This is a genomic window from Arthrobacter sp. MDT1-48-3 (assembly GCF_054511015.1).
The window spans coordinates 934,285-952,800 of record NZ_JBTNDL010000001.1 but is presented as its reverse complement, the minus strand read 5'-3'; the positions used below and the strand labels follow the sequence as shown (position 1 = coordinate 952,800).

General features: G+C 68.0%; 21 protein-coding genes. 11 read left to right on the top strand and 10 right to left on the bottom strand.

The genetic code is table 11. The features are described 5' to 3' along the window. The first annotated feature begins 425 nt into the window (after positions 1-425). Positions 426-1,802 carry a replicative DNA helicase gene (dnaB, locus tag ACX80L_RS04750; protein WP_133079958.1) on the top strand — a complete coding sequence of 459 codons (1,377 nt, stop codon included), beginning with the start codon at positions 426-428 and terminating at the stop codon, positions 1,800-1,802. Here the strand turns inward: dnaB and ACX80L_RS04745 are convergent. Both ACX80L_RS04745 and ACX80L_RS04740 read right to left on the bottom strand, forming a co-directional pair. After that, positions 1,799-2,212 (bottom strand): MarR family winged helix-turn-helix transcriptional regulator, encoded by a 414-nt coding sequence (locus ACX80L_RS04745; RefSeq protein WP_133079957.1) that lies wholly within the window; start codon positions 2,210-2,212, stop codon positions 1,799-1,801. The genes dnaB and ACX80L_RS04745 overlap by 4 nt on opposite strands. Positions 2,213-2,432: 220 nt before the next feature. After that, positions 2,433-3,350, bottom strand: a complete 918-nt coding sequence (locus ACX80L_RS04740) for a DUF2382 domain-containing protein (protein ID WP_459288006.1) — start codon at positions 3,348-3,350, stop codon at positions 2,433-2,435. A 433-nt stretch (positions 3,351-3,783) separates the two neighbouring features. On the opposite strand from ACX80L_RS04740, the gene ACX80L_RS04735 reads away from it, so the two are divergent. Both ACX80L_RS04735 and ACX80L_RS04730 read left to right on the top strand, forming a co-directional pair. Further along, positions 3,784-4,170 carry a hypothetical protein gene (locus ACX80L_RS04735; RefSeq protein ID WP_459288004.1) on the top strand — a complete coding sequence of 129 codons (387 nt, stop codon included), beginning with the start codon at positions 3,784-3,786 and terminating at the stop codon, positions 4,168-4,170. After that, positions 4,157-4,771: a cysteine hydrolase family protein gene (locus ACX80L_RS04730; protein ID WP_459288002.1), complete on the top strand. Its 615-nt coding sequence runs from the start codon at positions 4,157-4,159 to the stop codon at positions 4,769-4,771. Before ACX80L_RS04735 ends, ACX80L_RS04730 begins: the two co-directional genes overlap by 14 nt. Before the next feature lie 122 nt (positions 4,772-4,893). Here ACX80L_RS04730 and ACX80L_RS04725 read toward each other — a convergent pair whose 3' ends face one another. Genes ACX80L_RS04725 through ACX80L_RS04715 form a run of 3 tightly spaced genes read right to left on the bottom strand, consistent with a single transcriptional unit; the run spans position 4,894 to position 6,883 of the window. Further along, a complete protein-coding gene (locus tag ACX80L_RS04725; RefSeq protein WP_133079953.1) occupies positions 4,894-5,589 on the bottom strand; it encodes a DUF3618 domain-containing protein in 696 nt (231 codons plus the stop codon). Then, complete coding sequence (locus tag ACX80L_RS04720) at positions 5,586-6,038, bottom strand: phage holin family protein (protein WP_133079952.1); 453 nt, start codon at positions 6,036-6,038, stop codon at positions 5,586-5,588. The genes ACX80L_RS04725 and ACX80L_RS04720 overlap by 4 nt, the downstream gene beginning before the upstream one ends. Then, positions 6,038-6,883, bottom strand: a complete 846-nt coding sequence (locus ACX80L_RS04715; RefSeq protein WP_459287999.1) for a hypothetical protein — start codon at positions 6,881-6,883, stop codon at positions 6,038-6,040. The genes ACX80L_RS04720 and ACX80L_RS04715 overlap by 1 nt, the downstream gene beginning before the upstream one ends. Positions 6,884-7,168: 285 nt before the next feature. Between ACX80L_RS04715 and ACX80L_RS04710 the strand changes: the two genes are divergently transcribed. The 7 genes from ACX80L_RS04710 (at position 7,169) to ACX80L_RS04680 (ending at position 13,039) form a co-directional block, all read left to right on the top strand. After that, positions 7,169-8,050 (top strand): manganese catalase, encoded by an 882-nt coding sequence (locus ACX80L_RS04710; RefSeq protein ID WP_459287997.1) that lies wholly within the window; start codon positions 7,169-7,171, stop codon positions 8,048-8,050. Between the two features lie 33 nt (positions 8,051-8,083). After that, positions 8,084-8,542, top strand: coding sequence for a DUF4383 domain-containing protein (locus tag ACX80L_RS04705; RefSeq protein ID WP_459287995.1), 459 nt, complete (start codon positions 8,084-8,086; stop codon positions 8,540-8,542). Positions 8,543-8,743: 201 nt separating this feature from the next. Continuing rightward, positions 8,744-9,778 (top strand): iron-containing redox enzyme family protein, encoded by a 1,035-nt coding sequence (locus tag ACX80L_RS04700; RefSeq protein ID WP_459287993.1) that lies wholly within the window; start codon positions 8,744-8,746, stop codon positions 9,776-9,778. Next, the gene (locus ACX80L_RS04695) at positions 9,775-10,035 is read left to right on the top strand and encodes a CDGSH iron-sulfur domain-containing protein (protein WP_459269156.1); all 261 of its coding nucleotides are present in this window, start codon (positions 9,775-9,777) and stop codon (positions 10,033-10,035) included. Before ACX80L_RS04700 ends, ACX80L_RS04695 begins: the two co-directional genes overlap by 4 nt. Before the next feature lie 76 nt (positions 10,036-10,111). Continuing rightward, a complete protein-coding gene (locus ACX80L_RS04690) occupies positions 10,112-10,864 on the top strand; it encodes a LamB/YcsF family protein (protein ID WP_459287991.1) in 753 nt (250 codons plus the stop codon). Positions 10,865-10,892: 28 nt separating this feature from the next. Then, a complete protein-coding gene (locus ACX80L_RS04685; RefSeq protein ID WP_459288095.1) occupies positions 10,893-12,476 on the top strand; it encodes a 5-oxoprolinase subunit B/C family protein in 1,584 nt (527 codons plus the stop codon). Between the two features lie 188 nt (positions 12,477-12,664). Further along, positions 12,665-13,039, top strand: coding sequence for a GNAT family N-acetyltransferase (locus ACX80L_RS04680; protein ID WP_459287989.1), 375 nt, complete (start codon positions 12,665-12,667; stop codon positions 13,037-13,039). A 199-nt stretch (positions 13,040-13,238) separates the two neighbouring features. Here ACX80L_RS04680 and ACX80L_RS04675 read toward each other — a convergent pair whose 3' ends face one another. From ACX80L_RS04675 to ACX80L_RS04665, 3 genes are all read right to left on the bottom strand, one after another. Continuing rightward, entirely contained in the window at positions 13,239-14,528 is a 1,290-nt protein-coding gene (locus tag ACX80L_RS04675) for an ammonium transporter (protein ID WP_459287987.1), read from the bottom strand. A gap of 172 nt (positions 14,529-14,700) precedes the next feature. Next, positions 14,701-14,988, bottom strand: coding sequence for a MoaD/ThiS family protein (locus tag ACX80L_RS04670; protein ID WP_459287985.1), 288 nt, complete (start codon positions 14,986-14,988; stop codon positions 14,701-14,703). Positions 14,989-15,000: 12 nt separating this feature from the next. Beyond that, on the bottom strand, positions 15,001-16,095 hold the full coding sequence (locus ACX80L_RS04665) for a WD40/YVTN/BNR-like repeat-containing protein (RefSeq protein WP_459287983.1): 1,095 nt from the start codon (positions 16,093-16,095) through the stop codon (positions 15,001-15,003). 199 nt (positions 16,096-16,294) lie between these two features. Between ACX80L_RS04665 and ACX80L_RS04660 the strand changes: the two genes are divergently transcribed. Next, positions 16,295-16,729, top strand: a complete 435-nt coding sequence (locus tag ACX80L_RS04660) for a hypothetical protein (protein ID WP_133079942.1) — start codon at positions 16,295-16,297, stop codon at positions 16,727-16,729. Between the two features lie 271 nt (positions 16,730-17,000). Here ACX80L_RS04660 and ACX80L_RS04655 read toward each other — a convergent pair whose 3' ends face one another. Then, entirely contained in the window at positions 17,001-17,336 is a 336-nt protein-coding gene (locus ACX80L_RS04655) for an Lsr2 dimerization domain-containing protein (protein WP_133079941.1), read from the bottom strand. Positions 17,337-17,487: 151 nt separating this feature from the next. Next, a complete protein-coding gene (locus ACX80L_RS04650; protein WP_459287981.1) occupies positions 17,488-18,513 on the bottom strand; it encodes a sigma-70 family RNA polymerase sigma factor in 1,026 nt (341 codons plus the stop codon). Positions 18,514-18,516: the final 3 nt, after the last annotated feature.

Below are 18,516 nucleotides of genomic sequence, written 5' to 3'. Positions count from 1 at the left end.
ATTCCTGCCGACGCCTCCGTGACCGGCTGGGGATATGTCCCTTGGAGGGACATCCGGAAGTGCTTTCGGGCACCTTGTCAACAGCGACCCTGTGGACGGAGCACCTCCTGATATTCCCTCCGATCCACAGGCCGGGGATAACATTTCCGCAGGTCAGAGGCCCTATTGCTGACGAGAGTTATTGTTGTCCACAGGGTTCTCCCCATCCTGTGCACAAGATGCGCCGCGTAATCCACAGCTTAAGTCCACTTACCCACAGCCCCTGTTGGGATAGCGCTTTGCTCCCTCCGCAGAGAGGGCTACCGTAGCGGGTGATTCCCAATAGTGAGGGTGACGGGTGATAGGCCTGACCTGTCAGACCCACCCCGGGCATCCGGTGACCGCTGCGGCGACCACCGCTTTGACAGCAGGAGAAAGGCCCTTCAGTGTCCCTGGCACATGCAGATACTTCATCGGACACTCGTACGCCGGACTTCTCGCGTACCCCTCCCCAGGATCTCGTCGCCGAGCAGTCCGTCCTGGGCGGGATGATGCTCTCCAAGGACGCCATCGCCGACTGCGTCGAGGTGCTCCGGGGGCTGGACTTCTACCGTCCCGCCCACGAGAGCATCTACGAGGCGATCATCGATCTCTACGGGCGCGGGGAGCCCGCGGACGCCGTGACGGTGTCCGACGAGCTCACGAAGCGCGGGGAGATCTCGCGCATTGGTGGCCCGGCCTATCTCCACACGCTGATCCAGTCCGTCCCGACGGCGGCCAATGCCGGGTTCTACGCGGAGATCGTCCGGGAGCGCGCCGTCCTGCGGCGTCTCGTCGATGCCGGCACGAAGATCGTCCAGCTCGGGTACTCCAACGACGGCGAGGTGGACGACCTCGTGAATGCCGCGCAGGCCGAGGTCTACGCGGTCGCCGAGCGGCGCACCGCGGAGGACTACGTCGCGCTGAAGGACATCATCGAGGGGACGGTGGACGAGATCGAGTCCGCGGGTCATCGCGGAGAGGGCATGACCGGCGTCCCCACCGGGTTCTACGAACTCGACGAGCTGACCCAGGGTCTCCATGGCGGCCAGATGATCGTCGTCGCCGCGCGCCCCGCCATGGGTAAGTCCACCTTCGCACTGGACTGGGCCCGCTCGGCCGCCATCAAGCACAACATGACCACGGTGTTCTTCTCGCTCGAGATGGGGCGCAACGAGATCGCGATGCGCCTCCTCTCCGCCGAGGCCACAATCGGGCTCCAGGACCTCCGCAAGGGAACGATCAAGGACGAGCAGTGGGGCAAGATCGCGACCACGATGGGCCGGATGAACGATGCCCCGTTGTTCATCGACGACAGCCCGAACATGTCGCTGATGGAGATCCGTGCGAAATGCCGCCGCCTGAAGCAGCGGCACGATCTCAAGCTCGTGGTGCTGGACTACCTGCAGCTGATGTCGTCGGGCAAGCGTGTCGAGTCCCGTCAGCAGGAGGTGTCGGAGTTCTCGCGTGCCCTCAAGCTGCTGGCCAAGGAGCTGAATGTTCCGGTGGTGGCACTGTCACAGCTGAACCGAGGCTCCGAGCAGCGCACGGACAAGCGTCCCCAGGTATCCGACCTCCGCGAGTCCGGTTCGATCGAGCAGGATGCCGACATGGTGATCCTGCTGCACAGGGACGATGTGTACGACAAGGAGTCAGCGCGTGCCGGCGAGGCCGATGTCATCGTCGCCAAGCATCGTAATGGCCCCACCAAGACCCTTGTGGTCGGGTTCCAGGGCCACTACTCGCGCTTCAACAACATGGCGGCGGACGGCGGGGGCTACTAGTCCTTCTTGGGCCCGAGTTCGTTGATGACGGTCTTCAGGCGGTCGCGCAGGTCTTCCGACGCGAGTCCGTCCTCGGCCATCAGCTCGTGCTCGATGTTCTTGGCACGCTCGAGCGCCTTCATGCCTGCTGATGTGATGGTGATGCGCTGACTGCGGCGGTCAGCGGTGTTGCGGAGCCTCGTCACGAGGCCGCGCTTCTCCAGGCGGTCGAGGGTGCGCCCGACCGTCTGCGCCTGCACGTGGACGAGCTGGGCCAGACGCACGCCCGTGAGCGTGCCTTCCCGCTCGAGGACTCCGAGCGTGGTCAGCCCGGCGTGCGTGATGCCGATGCTCAGGAGCTTCTCGTTCCACGAGTGCTCGACGATGCGGGCCGCGGTCGTTAGCAGGCGGCTGGTCGACCAATCGTTCAACTCCGGCACGATTGCGTGTCCTTCCCCTCGGTTGTACGCGGTGGATGCGCTTGTTCCTACTACTTACTGTAGACAACTTCACCCCAAATAGACAGCAGGCTTATCATCGGGTGGTCCAGGGGATTCCCTTCGCTCCTGGTTGTTCGGGGCGAGGGGCGTGCCGGGGACGACGAAGGGCCCGGAGACACGCCCCGGGCCCTTCGTGGATCACGAGGCTCGCTTAGAGGTTGTCGCCCCGACGGGTGTCGCCTCGGCGCGTGTCGTCTGCGCCGTCGACCTCGATCTCTTCCTTGCGGACGTCACTGCTGACCGTCTCGTTGGTGGTGACGGTCTCCTTGTCGAGGCGGACGCGCTCCACGGGGACCGCTTCCTTCTCGACGACGGGGCGCTCGGCGTGGAGCGTCACTTCGTGCTCCTCCTCGCTGATCGCCGGGCCACTGTAGGCGTCGTCGCGATTGGCGTCCGTGATGGGCTCGCGCTCCAGGCGGACTTCTTCGTGGCTGACGGGAACGGTCTGGGTGACGTTCTCGGTGACCACGTACTTGCGCAGACGGGCGCGGCCGGCTTCACGGGTCTCCGTGCCGACGTGCAGCTGCTCCTCGGAGAGGGTCATCGCGTCGTCCGTGGTGGGTCCGGAGGTGTCATGTCCCACGGTGTCCCGGCCGGTGCCGCGATCGGTGCCCGCGTAGGTGTCCGTGCCCGTATCGGTCACGCCGGAGTGGCGTCCGGACGTGGTGTCGATGTCGACATCGCGATCGCGCTGCCCGACACCGCTGGTGGTGTCGGTGGTGTTCGTCGTATCGGTGTAGCCACCGGTGCCGCCGCCGATCTCGTAGTGGCGGTAGAGGCGGTCCTCTTCCTCGGGGCTCAGGTTGCCGTCGGACTCGATGCGCGGGGCATCCTTCACCTGGTGCTTGCTGTAGGGGACGCGCACGTCGTGGCCTTCGACGTCGGCTCCCTGAAGGGGCACGAAGGACTCGGAGGTGCCGAACAGGCCCGTCTTCGCCGTGACCCAACTGGGCTCTCCGGTCTGATCGTCGAGGTAGACCTGGCCGATCGAGCCGATCTTCTCTCCGTCCGAGCCGAGGACGTTGCCGCCGTTGCCGAGCAGGGTATCGATGTTTGACTGGGTGATCATTTCCTTCTCCTTCTGAGATATCTCACTGTGAGGGTATGGAACTATCGGCTGTAGGTTCCGCCGGGGCCGAAGCCCTCGGGAACCACCGGCCTCTAGAGTAAGCACACTTAGTACTTAATTGGAAGCATGCTTAGCGTCGGGATTCGGATGCCGACGCCGCGGCGGCCGTCGGCGGAGGGTGCCGGGCCGGCCCGACGACGGCCCCCGGGCGGTTTTCCAGCGGGCGCACACTGTCCGTAGAATGGCCGGAAGGTCCAGCCACCGGCCGAACAACATCCGATACGATCCGATGCATGGCCTCCCATGCGGGGATCCCGCGTGTATCTGGACCGCGCCCGCCTGTCGGCGGTGCTGCGGGCTGGCGCTTCCTGGCGTGCACGGGATCCGGCACGGTGTGCAGCCGGTCGTTCGCCGAGCCCCCGGGAAGGGCGCCATGTCAGCTGTACGACCCCCTCACATCAACGACGTCCTGATCGCAGCCGCCGATCTGGAAGATGCAGAATTCGAGCGTGATCGGCTCGCCATGGCCTGCGGAGAAGCAATCCGCCAGGCGCTCGCCGACGGATTCACCGCCGCGCAGATCGCGTACGCCGCCAACATGGCGGAAGTCGAGGTGCATCGCCTGGCGGAGGCGCCGTCCGCCGGTCCCGACGTCCTGACCGATGCCCTGGCGCTACGCGGGATCGCCGGCCGACAGGAAGCAGGATTCGTCGTCCTGGAATCGCCGGCGCAGGACCCGCGGCCTCGCGAGGACCGGGTCCTCCGCCATCTCGGGGAAGCAGTGCCGGAAGCGCACCGGGAACCCGATGCCGCCCACTGATCCCGCGGCCGGATCGGATGTGCCCGGGGCCGGAGATAGGACGCCCGGTGGTCGGACCGCACTCCTCATCATCGACATGCAGAACGCCTTCTTCGAGGACGAGGTCCTCGCGAAGGCCCAGGGCCCACTCGTGGCAGCCTGCAACGGTCTGATCGACGCTGCGCAGCGGGGCGGGAGCCCAGTGCTCGTGGCGCGCACCGAACACCTCGCGGATCGGTCCACGTGGACCACCTCGATGCTCGACGACGATCAGGGCTTCATCTTCCACGGCACGCACCAGGCCGCCGTCGTCGACGGCCTGAGGGTCTCGGGCCTCGAGACCGTCACCAAGACCCGTGACAGTGCCTTCTTCGGCACGGACCTCGCGGCGCGCCTCCGTGGCCATGCGGTGGAGCGCCTCGTCCTCGCGGGGGTATCGACACACAACTGCGTGGCACACACGGGGGCCGATGCGTTCGCGCACGATTTCCGGGTCAGCTATGCACTCGACGCCATCGGCAGTACCAATGCCGACTATGCCGCAGCAATGCTCGAGATCCTCTCGGTGGAGTACCGGCAGCCCATCGTCGGCCTGGTGGAGGCGGGAGCGCTCCTCGGGTAGGTCCGCCGGGCACTGGGTGATCGGTAGCGCGGTGCGGACGGCCACCCGGACGCGGGGGAGTCCGCCACGAGGAAAGGCCACCGGACGGGATCCAGTGGCCTTTCCTCATCCTGCGTCGCGTATCAGCTCTGCTGGACGTTCGACTTCGCGTCCTGAGCGCTGCCCTTGACGTCGCTGGCGGCGTGCTGGCCTTCGTCCTTCACCGTCTGCACCGAATCGGCGGCCGAGTCCTTGACGGACTGCACGGCCTCCTGTGCGGGCTCCCGGACCTCCTCGACGACCTGCTTGGCCGCCTCGGTCACCTTCTCCTTGAGGGGAGCGGCCTGCTCCTTCAGCTGCGAGGCGGCCTCCTGCTCCTTCTCGCTGGAGGGGATGAGCGATGCCACGAGGAGCCCGGCACCGAAGGCGATCAGGCCGGCTGCGAGGGGGTTCCCCGCGGCCTTGTCGGACAGCTGGCGAGGGGCGTCCTGCACGGCGTGTCCGGCGTGGAGGGCCTTGTCCTTCGCGGTCCCGGTGGCGGACTGGGCGGCACCCCGTCCACTGCCGGCGGTGTTCGCGAAACTGTCCTTGACGCCGGAGGCCTTGCCGGTGACGGAGTCCTTCACATCCCCGGCGGTGCCCATGACGGAATCCTTGACGTCTTCGGCCTTACCCATGACGGTCTCCTTCACGTTGCTGAAGCTGTTCTTGACCTTCTCGGTCTGCCGGTGCGCGATGTTCGCAGGGTTCACCTTGTCGGCCACCGCGTCGACGTCGGTGCCCAGTTCCTGGCGGGTGCGTTCGATATCTGCACGGATCTCATCTGGCGTCTGGCTCATCGGGTGTGCTCACCTGGTTTCAGTGTCGGAGGGATCTCTTTGACGGTCTCCGCTGTCTGAGGGAGACCCTTGATCTGCTTCATTTCCTTCTTGCCCTGCAGGGCGAGGACCGCTGCGATGATGCCCCAGATCACTGCGACGATGACGGCGGCCCAGCCGATCGGCATCAGCGCATCGAGTCCCCACATGAGTGCGAGGGAGAGGAACAGGAGGACGAAGTGGCCGCCGATCGCCGCACCGGCGAACATGCCGGCGCCCTTCCCGGCGTTCTTCGCCGATTCGGTCGCCTCGGCCTTCGCCAGGGCCACCTCCTGCCGCATGAGCTTGGAGAGGTCCTTCGTCACCTCCCCGAGCAGTTCGCCCACCGAGGCGTTGGCGGAGCGCTGCTCGGCCTCGGATGGTGGTGGAGCGGCGGCCTGGTGGGCGCCACCTGTGTATGCCTCACTCATCAGCGCAGGCTCCCGTCATTCGGCAGGGTGCCCACGGGAGGGGTGCCCGGGGGAATGGTGGGGTAGTCGTCCGTCGGGTCGACGAAGGCGGGGTTGGAGCCGGCGACATGCTGGCCCCGCGTGGTCTCACCGAATCCACCGGTGGCGGGAGTTCCGCTGTGCAGGTCGGAATCGACCTCGGTGTAGCCGGGGTAGGAGCCCGTGGTGGAGGTGCCGGTCGAGCTGGAGCTCCGGCCCGTGCCGGAGGTGCTGCCCGACTCGCGGTTGCCCGTGAGGCCCTTTGTGAGACGGCCCACGACCAGGCCGGATCCTGCCGCGATGGCGAGGAAGGTGCCCGGCTTGCGCCGTGCGAAGGCCTTGACGTCCTCGAGGATGTCGGAGGCGTCGCGACCCTCGAGCCAGCTCGCCGCCGAATCCGTGCGCTGCGATGCCTGCTGGACGATGTTGGCCACCATGTGGTTGTCCGACTTCTCAGCCATGGACTTCAGCTCGTCGGAGATGCCGCGGATGCCCTCGGTGATCTTCTGCTGCTGCGAACCGGCCTGGTTCTTCACCTCGGAGGTCACGGTTCCGAGCAGGTTCTTGGCCTGCGATCCGGCCTCGGCAGCAACGCTCTTCGCCTCGGAGGCTGCGGTGCCGGCTACGTTCTTGGCTGCTTCCTTGCCGTCCTGGCCCACCTGCTTGGCCTGGTCCTTGGCGACGGAACTCTTCGAATCACCGGATCCCGAGTTGCCACCGGTGAATTCCGTGGTGCCGAGCTCGGTGGTCTCCAGGTTCGAGGTGGACGACTCGTTGCCGGTCGTGGAGGGAACCAGGGGGTCCTGCGGCCAATTCTGCGTAGTCATGGTTCTTCCTAACGTTGATATTGCCGTTAAAGCGGACGTTCCATCGTGTTCTCGATGCGACGGTCCGGCATGTCGTGCTGGACTTATCACTGAAGCTAAGCATGCTTACATTCGACGGCGCAAGTCCTTTCTCCAGATCGCGCAACCTCTAAATAAGTACGCTTAGTATCTTCCGGAAATCCTAGGCGCACGGTTAGCGTCGGATCAAGAGGCCCTGCCTGCGGCCGCTTCCAGAAGGAGCGGACCCAACCCGGGCGGGGCCCGATGTGGGGAGGGTAAGCACCAGTGTTTTTCCACAAGCAAGAGCTCCAGTACAAGGCCAGCCCGGACAAGCCGGATGCCGTCTACGCGCGGAAGCTGCAGGAGGTCCTGGGCGGCCAGTACGGTGAGATTACCGTCGCCCTGCAGTACAGCTTCCAGGCATGGAACGCGCACATTCCCGGCAAGTACCGTGACCTGCTGTTCGGCATCGGCGCGGAGGAGATGGGACACGTGGAGATGCTCGCGACGATGATCGCGCAGCTCCTCGAGAAGGCCCCCCTCGGGATCACCGAGGACGCGGTCCAGTCCGATCCGGCCATCGCTGCCGTGCTCGGCGGGACGGACATGCAGCATGCGATCGTCGCCGGCGCCGGCGCCCGGCCGGTGGACAGCATGGGCAACCCGTGGCAGGGCAGCTATGTCACGGCCAGCGGCAATCTGCTGGCGGATTTCACGGCGAACGCGAACGCGGAGATGCAGGGCCGACTGCAGGTGGCCCGGCTGTACCACATGACGGACGACCACGGGATCCGGGACATGCTCTCCTTCCTCCTGGCCCGCGACACCATGCACCAGAACCAGTGGATCGCGGCAGCCCGCGAACTCCAGGAATCGAAGCTGGAGGAACTCCCGGTGCCGAGCAACTTCCCGCTCAAGAAGGAAGCCAGGGAGGTCTCCTACCAGTACCTCAACTTCTCGGACGGCAAGACCGCCTCCGAGGGCAGCTGGGCGGCCGGGCCGACGCCCGACGGCAAGGGGGAATTCACCTACCACGAAGGCCCCACCACCGGTGCCCCCATGCCGCCCGCAACCCATCCGGACTCACGCTTCTACGGCACCACGGAGATCCCGAACACCGTCGAGAAGATGGCCGGCACCGTGCAGGACAAGCTCAACCGCGAGTAACGCATCGCAGTACCCGAAGGAAAGGAGATCGTCATGACGAATACGAACAACCGCACGGTGGAGAGCGGACGTACCACCCTGCAGCGCACTGCCCAGGCCGTGGGCGTCGTCTTCCTGCTCGTCGGGATCCTGGGGTTCATCCCGGGGATCACCTCGAACTACAGCACGATGATGTTCGCCGGCCACCAGTCCGAGGCGATGCTGCTCGGCATCTTCCAGGTGTCGATCCTGCACAACATCGTCCACCTGCTCTTCGGCGTCGCCGGACTCGCCATGTCGAGGACGGTGTCGGGAGCACGCTCGTACCTCCTCGGCGGCGGGATCCTCTACGCCATCCTGTGGATCTACGGACTCGTGATCGGTCAGGAGTCGGCCGCCAACTTCGTGCCGGTCAACACGGCGGACAACTGGCTGCACTTCCTGCTGGCGGTCGGGATGATCGGCCTCGCCCTCGCCCTGAACCGCGGGAACCGTACGACGCGACGCGCCTGAGGCCGCAGCTCCCGCGCCAGGGCGCCAGGGTCCCGGGAGCAGGGATCACGTCGGCCCGGCGGGCATCCGTGCCCGCCGGGCCGGCGTCGTCCGGTGCAGGGACCTCCGGCCTCTGCACCCCCACGCGGGCAGAAGCGAAGTACGCTTAGCATCACTGCTCCGGATGGACGGTGCAGGTACGACGAACAGAAGAGGTCCTCGATGCAGCAGCCCTCCCCGCGCGGAGAGATCAGTGCCCTCGTCCTGGCCATCATCGCCGGCACCGCCGCGTCCGGGCAGGACTCCCTGGAGCGGCTCGATGCGCTCGTCGGTGCAGCGGTCCACGAGACGGCCGACATCCTGTACGACGACGACCTCCAACTCGCCCTCTTCTGCATGTACGAGCTGCACTACAGCGGTATCGACGGCGCGGGGGACGACTGGGAGTGGAATCCGGACCTGCTGCGGGTACGGCACCGGATCGAGGCTGCCTTCGAGCGCAGGGTGCGCGACGAGGTCGTCCTGCCCGAGCTGCCCGCAGCGACCAGCGAAGCCGTCTGCGCGGAACTCTTCCGCATGACCGGGGAGGACTCCGGCCCCAGTATGTCCCGCTTCGTGGCCAGGTCCGCGACGAACGACCAGTTGCGGGAGTTCCTCGTGCACAAGTCCGTCTACCAGCTCAAGGAAGCCGACCCGCACACATTCGCGATCCCGCGGTTGGCCGGCCGGGCGAAAGCAGCCCTGGTGGAGATCCAGGCGGACGAGTACGGGAACGGTCTGCCGGCCCGCATGCACTCGGCACTGTTCGCCCGCACCATGCGCGAACTCGGGATGGATGACACCTACGGCGCCTACCTCGATGCGGCTCCGGCGATCACGCTGGCCACCAACAACCTGATGTCGCTCTTCGGCCTCAACCGTCGGCTCCGAGGAGCGATCGTCGGGCACCTCGCCGCCTACGAGATGACGTCGTCCCAGCCCAACCGCCTGTACTCGCGGGGCTTCAAGCGCCATGGCTACGGCGAGGACACCCTCGAATACTTCGACGAACACGTCGAGGCCGACGCCGTCCACGAGCAGATCGCCGGGAGGGACATGGCGGGCGGACTCGTGGAATCGGATCCGCGCCTGCTGCAGGACGTGCTGTTCGGTGCCGCAGCCGGGCTCGCGATCGACACCCTCATGACGGTCCACATCATGGCGGCGTGGGAAGCCGGCCGATCCTCGCTGCGCGCCTCGGAATCGATGGCGTCGTGAGCGCCGGCACCACTCCTGCAGCCTCCGGACCGCTGCCCGAGCGTGCGCTCGGCTCCGGCAAGGCGGCTCCGGTCTCCGTCGTCGCCTGCCCCAACGGCCCACTGCTCATCCGGGGGGATTTCGAACTGGTCGGCGCGGACGGCGACGCCCTGCCCCGCACCCGGCGTACGGTCGCGCTCTGCCGGTGCGGAGCGTCCGTGCTGAAGCCGTACTGCGACGGGTCGCACAAACTGACGGGTTTCCGTTCCGAGCCCTGAACCGCACCATGGGACAGGATCGTCGACCGCATGACCAGTCCGGCATGCCGGACTGGAACACGAGAGGTGGGGGCACATGATCGACCTGAACAGCGACGTCGGTGAATCCTTCGGCAACTGGACGTTCGGCGACGACGCACGCATCATCGAGTCGGTCTCGAGCGTGAACGTCGCCTGTGGATTCCATGCCGGTGATCCCACCGGTATCCGGACCACGTGTGCGGCGGCCGCCACCGCCGGCGCCACGGTCGGCGCGCACCCCGGCTACCGCGACCTGGCCGGCTTCGGGCGGAGGTTCATCGACGTCAACCCGGTAGAGCTGACCGACGACGTCGTGTACCAGATCGGTGCGCTCCAGGGCCTGGCCCGGGCGGCCGGTACCGCAGTGAGATACGTGAAGCCCCATGGCGCCCTGTACAACACCATCGCCGTGCACGAGCGACAGGCGCGGGCGGTGGTGCAGGCGGTGCGCGAGGTCGACGGGACGCTGCCGCTGCTGGTGCTGCCGAACACGGTCATCGAGGCGGAGGCGCGGGCGGCCGGACTCCGCACCGTGGTCGAAGCCTTCGCCGATCGTGCCTACACACCCGACGGCGCGCTCGTGTCGCGGCGCGAGCCCGGAGCCGTGCTCCACCACGAGTCCGACGTCGTCGAGCACGTCCTCCGCATGGCGGCCGACGGCGAAGTGGTGGCGGTCGACGGATCCCGCATCCGCATCGCCGCCGAGAGCATCTGCGTCCACGGTGACACCCCCGGTGCCGTCGCCATGGCCGCAGCGGTACGGCGGGCACTCACGTCCGCTGGGATCACCGTCGGTGCATTCGCCTGAGGTGGCCGGCCCGGGAGGGCCGGCCGGCATGATGCTCCGGCCCGTCGGCGACCACGGGCTGCTCATCGAACTGCCCGGCCTAACGGAGGTGCTCAGTGTCCAGGCGCAGTTGCAGGCGGACCCGGTCGAGGGCCAGGTGGACGTGGTCGCGGCCGCCTGCACGGTCCTCGTCACGGTGCAGGAGGCACGGCAGGTGGCGGTGCTCGCGGCCCGGCTCCGCTCGGTCGACCCGTCGCTGCCCGTCGAGCGCGAGGACACGCTGGTCACCATCGGGGTGAGCTATGACGGCGCGGATCTCGCCGAGGTGGCCCAGCGCACGGGACTCAGCGAGGAGGCCGTCGTCGCAGCGCACACGGGCACACCCTGGGTCGCGGCCTTCGGAGGTTTCGCACCGGGCTTCGCCTACCTCACCGGCGGCGATCCACGGCTGGAGGTGCCGCGCCGGGTCTCGCCGCGCACCGCCGTCCCTGCCGGTTCGGTAGCACTGGCGGGGACGTTCTCAGCCGTCTACCCGCGCGAGTCACCCGGCGGCTGGCAGCTCGTCGGGCGGACCGATGCGGTCCTGTGGGACCCCACCCGTGCCGAGCCCGCGTTGATCCGGCCCGGCAACCGCGTGCGGTTCACCGCGGTCCGGGAGCTGGTCGAGCTCCCCGTCCGGACGGCCGGCACCCCGGTCGGTCCTTCCTCCGGGACACCCGACCGAGGCGAGGGGCTGTCCGTCGTCGCGCCCGGTCTCCAGAGCACGCTGCAGGACTTCGGCCGGCCCGGGCTCATGGCGCTGGGCGTCGCTGGAGCAGGAGCGCTGGACCGTGCCGCGCTGCGGCAGGTGAACAGGCTGGTGGGCAATGCGAGCGGGTACGCCGCCATCGAGAGCCTCAACGGCGGGCTCGCACTCGAGGCCGCGGGGGACCAGGTGCTGGCCGTCAGCGGCGCGGACGTGGACCTCACCATCTCGATGCCCGACGGGCGGGAGCGTACGCCGTCGCTCGGCGCTCCTTTCCTCCTGCGGGACGGTGAGGTGCTGCGGCAGTCGGTGCCGGCGTCCGGATTGCGTACGTACACGGCCGTCCGCGGCGGCTTCGCCGCGGACGAGGTGCTGGGCAGCCGTTCCACGGACTCGATGTCCGGGCTGGGGCCGCCCGCCCTCGCGGCGGGCATGTCGCTCCCCGTAGGACCACCGGCACCCGGCTCGACGGTCGGCGACCCGGAGGTCCCGCGGGAATCCCGCTCGCCGGCCACCCTGCGCGTGATCCCCGGCCCCCGGGCCGACTGGTTCGACGACGACGGCGGCCTCGACCGTCTGTGCGGCACGGACTGGACGGTGACGTCGCAGTCCAACCGCATCGGCCTGCGGCTCGACGGCCCTGCGTTGCAGCGGACGCGGCAGGGGGAACTCCCGAGCGAAGGAACGGTGCCGGGTGCCCTGCAGGTGCCGCCGTCGGGCCTGCCGGTCCTGTTCCTCGCCGACCACCCGGTCACGGGAGGCTACCCGGTGATCGCCGTCGTGATCTCCGAAGACCTGGACCGCGCCGCGCAGCTGCCGCCGGGATCCGTGGTGCGCTTCCGGTTCCCAGGCCCGGATCCAGGGGCTGTCGGACCCGTCGGATCGTAGGGGCATACCGGGCCTCGTAGGTCGCTTCCTCCACGAGAGCAGACGTGGCGCGCTCGTCGCCTCCGGGACGGTCCGGATCCTTCCCCGCACCGGCGGGTCGTCGCCACAGAGTGTTTCGCGGCCGGAAATACAGGCGAAACCGGAGGCCCATAGCGTTGGGAAGCACACCGAGTGCACAGGAGGCTGCCATGCAGACGCTGAGGGTTCGACAGGTTCCCTGGACCAACCCGGTAGCCATGGGGCTGCGGGAAGCGCTGCGGGCCGAGACGAACAAAGGCCACGCGCCGGGCACGCCCGAAGCGACCGACGACGACGGCGACCGGATCGCCGTCTTCCTCATCGCCTACGAGCTGGCCACCGGACAGCCGGTCGGCTGCGGAGGGCTGCGACTCCTGGATGCGCTGCGCGCAGATGTCGACTCCGTCTACGTGCTGCCCTACGCCCGCTGGTCGGGCGTCTCCCAGGCCATCATTCGGGAGCTGATCTCGTGGGCGCGCGCGCACGGCATCGCCGCCGTCGGACCGGACGCGTCCCTGGCGCAGCTGAACGCCCTGCAGCTCTGACCACGCCGGGGTCGGCCTGGAACCGCCGCCGTGCGCGCGTGTCCCCGGCCGGCGGGTAAGGCCAACCCGCGGGGAAGGCGCACCCCGGATCCGAGGGAGTCGTCCCCATGGCGAAGCGCCAGTGGCAGGGTCCCGACGGATTGCCTGCCACTGGCGCGAACGGCGCGATCACCGCCCGGGCGATGAGGACGCAGAGCGGTTACGTGCGCGGCGGTGCCCCGAGGTCCACGGGATCCTCGTCCGTCAGGTAGGCGAACTCGGAATGGGCAGAGATGTCGATGCCACGCAGCTCGTCCTCCTGCTCGATGCGGAGGCCCACCGTGCGCTGGATGACCTGGGCGATGACCCAGGTGACCACGAAGGAATAGACCAGGACAGCCACAGTGGCGAGCACCTGGATCCCCAGGAGGTCGAACCCGCCGCCGTAGAAGAGTCCGGAGACACCGTTGGGGGCGTCCTCGGTGGCGAAGAACCCGATGAGCAGGGTGCCCAGGATGCCGCCGATCAGGTGGACGCCGACGACGTCGAGGGAGTCGTCGAAACCGAGCCGGAACTTCAGTTCGATCGCGAGGGAGCAGACGGCTCCGGCGATCGCACCGATGGCGAGGGCGCCCAGCGGGCTCACGGCACCGCAGGCCGGGGTGATGGCGACGAGCGCGGAGATCAGGCCGGACGCCGCACCCATGCTGGTGGCGGCACCGTGCCTGAACCTCTCCACGAGCGCCCAGGCGAGCAGCCCGGCCGACGCGGCGACGGCCGTGTTCAGGAAGACGACCGACGCGGACTGGCCCGCGGACAGGGCGGACCCTGCATTGAAGCCGAACCAACCGACCCACAGGAGCCCGGCTCCCACGAGGACGAGCGGCCGGCTGTGCGGCTTGGCATGGTCCACGGTGGGCCAGCCGTGGCTGCGGCCAAGGACGAGCGAGAGGGCAAGGGCTGCGATGCCCGCGTTCATGTGGACCGCCAGGCCGCCGGCGAAGTCGATCGCACCGAGGTTGTTGGCGATCCAGCCACCCACCACGGAACCGTCCTCGGAACTGAAGGCGAAGACCCAGTGGGAGATCGGGAAGTACACCAGGGTGGCCCAGACGCCGGCGAAGATCATCCACGCCCCGAACTTCATGCGGCCCGCAGCGGCACCGGCGACCAGCGCCGTGGTGACACAGGCGAAGAACAGCTGGAATGCGGCGAACAGGATGGGCGGTATCGAGGCGGTGGGATCATCGGCGAGCAGCTGGCCGAGGCCGGCGTACTCGGCGACATCGCCGATCAGTCCGAGGCCGCCCACCGAGTCGCCGAAGGCCATCGAGTAGCCGAAGAGCACCCACAGCACGGCGACGAGGCTCGCCCCGCCGAAGCACATCATCATCATGTTGAGGATGCGGCGTGAGCCGACCATTCCTCCGTAGAACAGGGCCAGGGCCGGGATCATCAGACAGACGAGCGCGGCGCTGGCAAGAATCCAAGCGACGTTTCCAGAATCCATGGGAGGTCCATTTCCGTGATGGCGCCTGCGCGTGCCCGAGGGACGGAGCCCGGGGTCGCATGAGGGGTGGGTGCGGAGCCGGGATGGCACGCGGCGCTCAGCCATGGTAGTCAGCGGCACGTTTCAGCATCCGGCGGGCACCGTTAACTCTGTGTTACGACTCGCCCCGTCCCTAGCCGCCGGCAACCGACTGGATGATCAGGACCGTCGCGCCCGAGGGTACGGCGGTGCCGAGCCCGTCCAGGCGCCGTACGTCCTCGCCGTCGACGTAGATGTTCACGTAGCGTCGCAGCGCTCCGGTCTCCTCACGGATCCGCTGGTCGAGCAGCGGACGTCCGGCGCCCAGCCCGTCGAGCAGTGCCGCCACGTCTCCGGCGTCCGGCACGTCCAGCCGGACCTCGCTCCGCCCGTCGACGTAGGGGCGGAGGAGCGTGGGGATGAGGACGGTCACGGCAGCCATGGTGGGTCCCTGTCAGGAGGGAACGACCGCTGCGCGGACGGAGAGCACATCCGGGAGGTGACTCGCGACCTCGCGGAAGGTGCGGCCCTCGTCCGCGCTCGCGTAGACGGCTCCTCCGCGGGTCCCGAAGTAGACACCCGGGACATCCGCGGTGTCGACGCAGGCCGCGTCGCGGAGGACGGCGTTGAAGTCCGCCTCGGGCAGGCCGGCGGAGCTCGCCTCCCAGGTCGCACCGCCGTCGTCGGTCCTGTGCACCAGAAGACGCCCGTCCGGCGGGATGCGCTCGCCGTCGGCCTTGAGGGGGATGACCCAGGCCGTTCCGCTCCGGTGCGGGTGGGCGAGCATCACGAAGCCGAAATCCGCCGGCAGGCCCTCGGCGATCGACTGCCAGGAGTCCCCGCGATCAGTGCTCGTGTAGACGCCGTGGTGGTTCTGCGCGAACAGGCGGTCGGGATCGACGGCGTCGCGGGCCACCTTGTGCACGCACTGGCCGAACTCCGGGTTCGGGTCGGGCATGAAGTAGGCGCTGATGCCGCTGTTGCGGGGCTGCCAGGAGATCCCGCCGTCGTCGGAGCGGTAAACGCCTCCGGTGCTCATGGCCACGTGCAGAGTGTCGTCGGCGGGACTCGGCAGGACGGTGTGGGCGGCCGCCCCGCCGAAGCCGGCACCCCATTCGGTGCGGTGCGGGTGGTCCCACAGGCCCCTATTGAGCTCGAACGTCTCGCCGTGGTCGGTCGACTTCCAGACTGAGATGGGCTGACATCCGGCCCACACCACGCCCGGCCGGTTCTCCGCGTCGGGTTGGATCTGCCAGATCCGTTCGAGGGCTGCGCCGTCGTCCGCGCCGAAGCGGATACTGCCTTCCTTCGGCTCCGTCCAGGTCTCTCCGAGATCGTCCGAATGGGCGATGCAGGGGCCGAAGTGCCAGGACATCCGGCCGGCGAAGAGACGGGTCCGGCCGCCACGCGTATCGATCCCGACGCTCGGGATCTCCTCCATGAGGAACTTCGGCTCCGACAGCGTCCAGTTCTCCCGATCGGAGCTCCGCGCGAGCCACAGCCCCTTCTTGGTGCCGATGGCGAGGACGGTCGTCCCTGCTGCTGTCATGGCTGCCCCCGTTGGCATGGAACCGGTCGCGGACCGGAGATCGTGATGCGGATCACTTGGAAGGGTGCCATCCACCACTCGTTTTGTACAGGGCCGGCTACCCGCTTCTGTCCGCATGGGCAGCCGCCCGGCGAGACCGTGTCAGAGTGGGCATATTCGGTCACTGGGGGCGGAACACCCGTTCATCCTGGAGGAACCGTTGAGTCAGATCGTCCTTGCGAATGCCGCGCCGGCACGGCCGTGCCGCGGTACCGAGCACCCCCCGGACGGACGCCGCTGGTGCGTCGGCAAGTGCTGTATCGAAGCGCGTCCCGGGCTGCTCGTCCTGTGGTGGGCTCCCGGTTCCCTGCTCACACTCGCGGACATCCTCTCGTCCTACGACGGCATCCGTGAACTCTCGGACGGCTACCGCCTGCCCCTCGTGGTCCACGTGCAGGGCATGGTGGGGATGACCGCGGGCGCACGCGCCCTCCTGCTCGAAGGGGACCTCTCCTCCCGTGTCGGATTCGTCGGCACGGGACCGGTGGACCAGGTCATCGTGGCCTTCCTCGAGCAGGCATTGTCGGAGACCTGCTACTTCCGCAGTCCGGCCAGGGCCGAGGCGTGGGCCCGCGGGGCGGGGAGCGACGATTGACGGGTACGCCATCGGATCGGTCGTCGCTGCGGAGCGGCGCGCCTCCGGTCGCCGGCGGGGAAGAGGGCATACGTGACACCGCACCCGCCGTCGACCGGCAGGAAATAGCTCCGCTGATTTCCGGGGCTCTCCCTCGGGCTGGATCCGCGACTCCCTATTCCTTGCCGGCCGCTTCGTCCGGGTGCACACCGCGGCGGAGGACGGCCATTCTGTTCTCCGGTTATCGTGTCGTCACATGGACTTCCCGCCACCCGGATCGGGAAAGGACGCGTCAGCGACTTTCGTTATAGGCGTCGATGATCGATTGTGTGATGCGGCCGCGGGAACTCGGGTTGAATCCGTTCTCCTGGGCCCACTGACGGATCTGCTGCGTGTCCTCGCGCTTGGATCGGGAGGAGGAAGCCTTCGGGCTCCCGGCCGACTGCTTCCCCGAACCGGCTTTCCGGCCCTTGTCCACGTAGCCGGAGAGGGCGGAACGTAGCGCATTCGCGTTCTGCTCGGTGAGATCTATTTCATAATTCGTGCCGTCGAGGGCGAAGCGCACCGTTTCCTGCGCTTCTTCCCCACTGAGGTCGTCGACCAATTGGACCTGTACCCGCTGCGCCATCACATTCTCCTGTGTTGTCCGGATGAATTCGTCAGCCCCATATTCCCGACCCTATCCTGCAAACTCGCCGAGAGGAATGAATTGCACGGATGGTGGACGGCAGGTCCATTGTCGCCGAGGGCTTGACGGACGCTGCGACCGGCGGGCTCTGCTATTCCCCGCGCCCGGGCGTCCCGCGCTCGTCGATCACCGGGGGCAGCCCGAACGTCTCGAACATCTCGGGATACAGGAAATTGTGGTGGCCGACGATCAGTTTGCCATCGGTCTCGATGACCTGGATGGCCCAGGGCTTCCAGAGCCCGGGCTCCACGAGGTGGTAGTTGGCGAACCCGCCTGCGCCGTTGACGTCCAGCGGGAGGAGGCGCCCGCCCTCGCAGACGCTGCCCTCACCCACGAACCAGGCGCGGACATCCGCCGGGCCGCTGAGCCACAGATCGAAGGGCGGCATGGAGAGGACGACGTCGTCGCGCAGGAGCGAGACGAGCACCTCCATGTCGTAGGCCTCGAACGCCCGCAGATACCTGGCGAGCAGGTCCTTGTGCGCCGGATCCTCGAGGGGCATGGAGGTGGTCGGCTCGAAGCCCGCCATGGTCTTGCGGGCACGCTGAAGCGCGCTGTTGATCGAAGCGGTGGTCACCTCCAGCAGGGTGGCGACCTCGGCGGCGGACCAGCGCAGGACCTCGCACAGGATCAGGGCGCTGCGCTGCAGTGGCGGCAGGTGCTGCAGCGCAGCCACGAAGGCCAGCCGGATCGTGTCACGGGCCTCGGCGACGACGGCGGGATCACCCGAGGTGTCGATCACCCTCTCGTTCCGGATCGGCTGCACGAAGGCGCTCTCCGTGAGGGGTGCGCCGAGCACCGCGTCCGCGGTCCGCGTGGAGGGCCCGAGGTCCATGGGCCGGGCCCGGCGCTGGGGGCTCCGGAGCATGTCGACACAGACGTTGTGCGCGATCCGGAAGAGCCAGGTGCGCAGGGCGGACCGCCCGGCGAAGGAGTCCCTGCTGGACCAGGCCTTGATCATGGTCTCCTGCACGGCGTCCTCGGCCTCCGACGCCGCCCCCAGCATCCGGTAGCAGTATCCGGTGAGGTCGCGCCGGGACTCTTCCAGGAGTTCCTCGAACGGCACCCCTTCCCGCTGCATTCCTGGCGTCGTCCCTCGGGCGGTGGCGGGTTGCATGCA

Excerpts from the sequence above, each read along its gene's own strand:
- ACX80L_RS04740 (WP_459288006.1), bottom strand. The coding sequence starts at position 3,350 with ATGATCACCCAGTCAAACATCGATACCCTGCTCGGCAACGGCGGCAAC.
- ACX80L_RS04735 (WP_459288004.1), top strand. The coding sequence starts at position 3,784 with ATGTCAGCTGTACGACCCCCTCACATCAACGACGTCCTGATCGCAGCC.
- ACX80L_RS04730 (WP_459288002.1), top strand. The coding sequence starts at position 4,157 with ATGCCGCCCACTGATCCCGCGGCCGGATCGGATGTGCCCGGGGCCGGA.
- ACX80L_RS04725 (WP_133079953.1), bottom strand. The coding sequence starts at position 5,589 with ATGAGCCAGACGCCAGATGAGATCCGTGCAGATATCGAACGCACCCGC.
- ACX80L_RS04720 (WP_133079952.1), bottom strand. The coding sequence starts at position 6,038 with ATGAGTGAGGCATACACAGGTGGCGCCCACCAGGCCGCCGCTCCACCA.
- ACX80L_RS04715 (WP_459287999.1), bottom strand. The coding sequence starts at position 6,883 with ATGACTACGCAGAATTGGCCGCAGGACCCCCTGGTTCCCTCCACGACC.
- ACX80L_RS04705 (WP_459287995.1), top strand. The coding sequence starts at position 8,084 with ATGACGAATACGAACAACCGCACGGTGGAGAGCGGACGTACCACCCTG.
- ACX80L_RS04700 (WP_459287993.1), top strand. The coding sequence starts at position 8,744 with ATGCAGCAGCCCTCCCCGCGCGGAGAGATCAGTGCCCTCGTCCTGGCC.
- ACX80L_RS04690 (WP_459287991.1), top strand. The coding sequence starts at position 10,112 with ATGATCGACCTGAACAGCGACGTCGGTGAATCCTTCGGCAACTGGACG.
- ACX80L_RS04685 (WP_459288095.1), top strand. The coding sequence starts at position 10,893 with ATGATGCTCCGGCCCGTCGGCGACCACGGGCTGCTCATCGAACTGCCC.
- ACX80L_RS04680 (WP_459287989.1), top strand. The coding sequence starts at position 12,665 with ATGCAGACGCTGAGGGTTCGACAGGTTCCCTGGACCAACCCGGTAGCC.
- ACX80L_RS04675 (WP_459287987.1), bottom strand. The coding sequence starts at position 14,528 with ATGGATTCTGGAAACGTCGCTTGGATTCTTGCCAGCGCCGCGCTCGTC.
- ACX80L_RS04670 (WP_459287985.1), bottom strand. The coding sequence starts at position 14,988 with ATGGCTGCCGTGACCGTCCTCATCCCCACGCTCCTCCGCCCCTACGTC.
- ACX80L_RS04665 (WP_459287983.1), bottom strand. The coding sequence starts at position 16,095 with ATGACAGCAGCAGGGACGACCGTCCTCGCCATCGGCACCAAGAAGGGG.
- ACX80L_RS04655 (WP_133079941.1), bottom strand. The coding sequence starts at position 17,336 with ATGGCGCAGCGGGTACAGGTCCAATTGGTCGACGACCTCAGTGGGGAA.
- ACX80L_RS04650 (WP_459287981.1), bottom strand. The coding sequence starts at position 18,513 with ATGCAACCCGCCACCGCCCGAGGGACGACGCCAGGAATGCAGCGGGAA.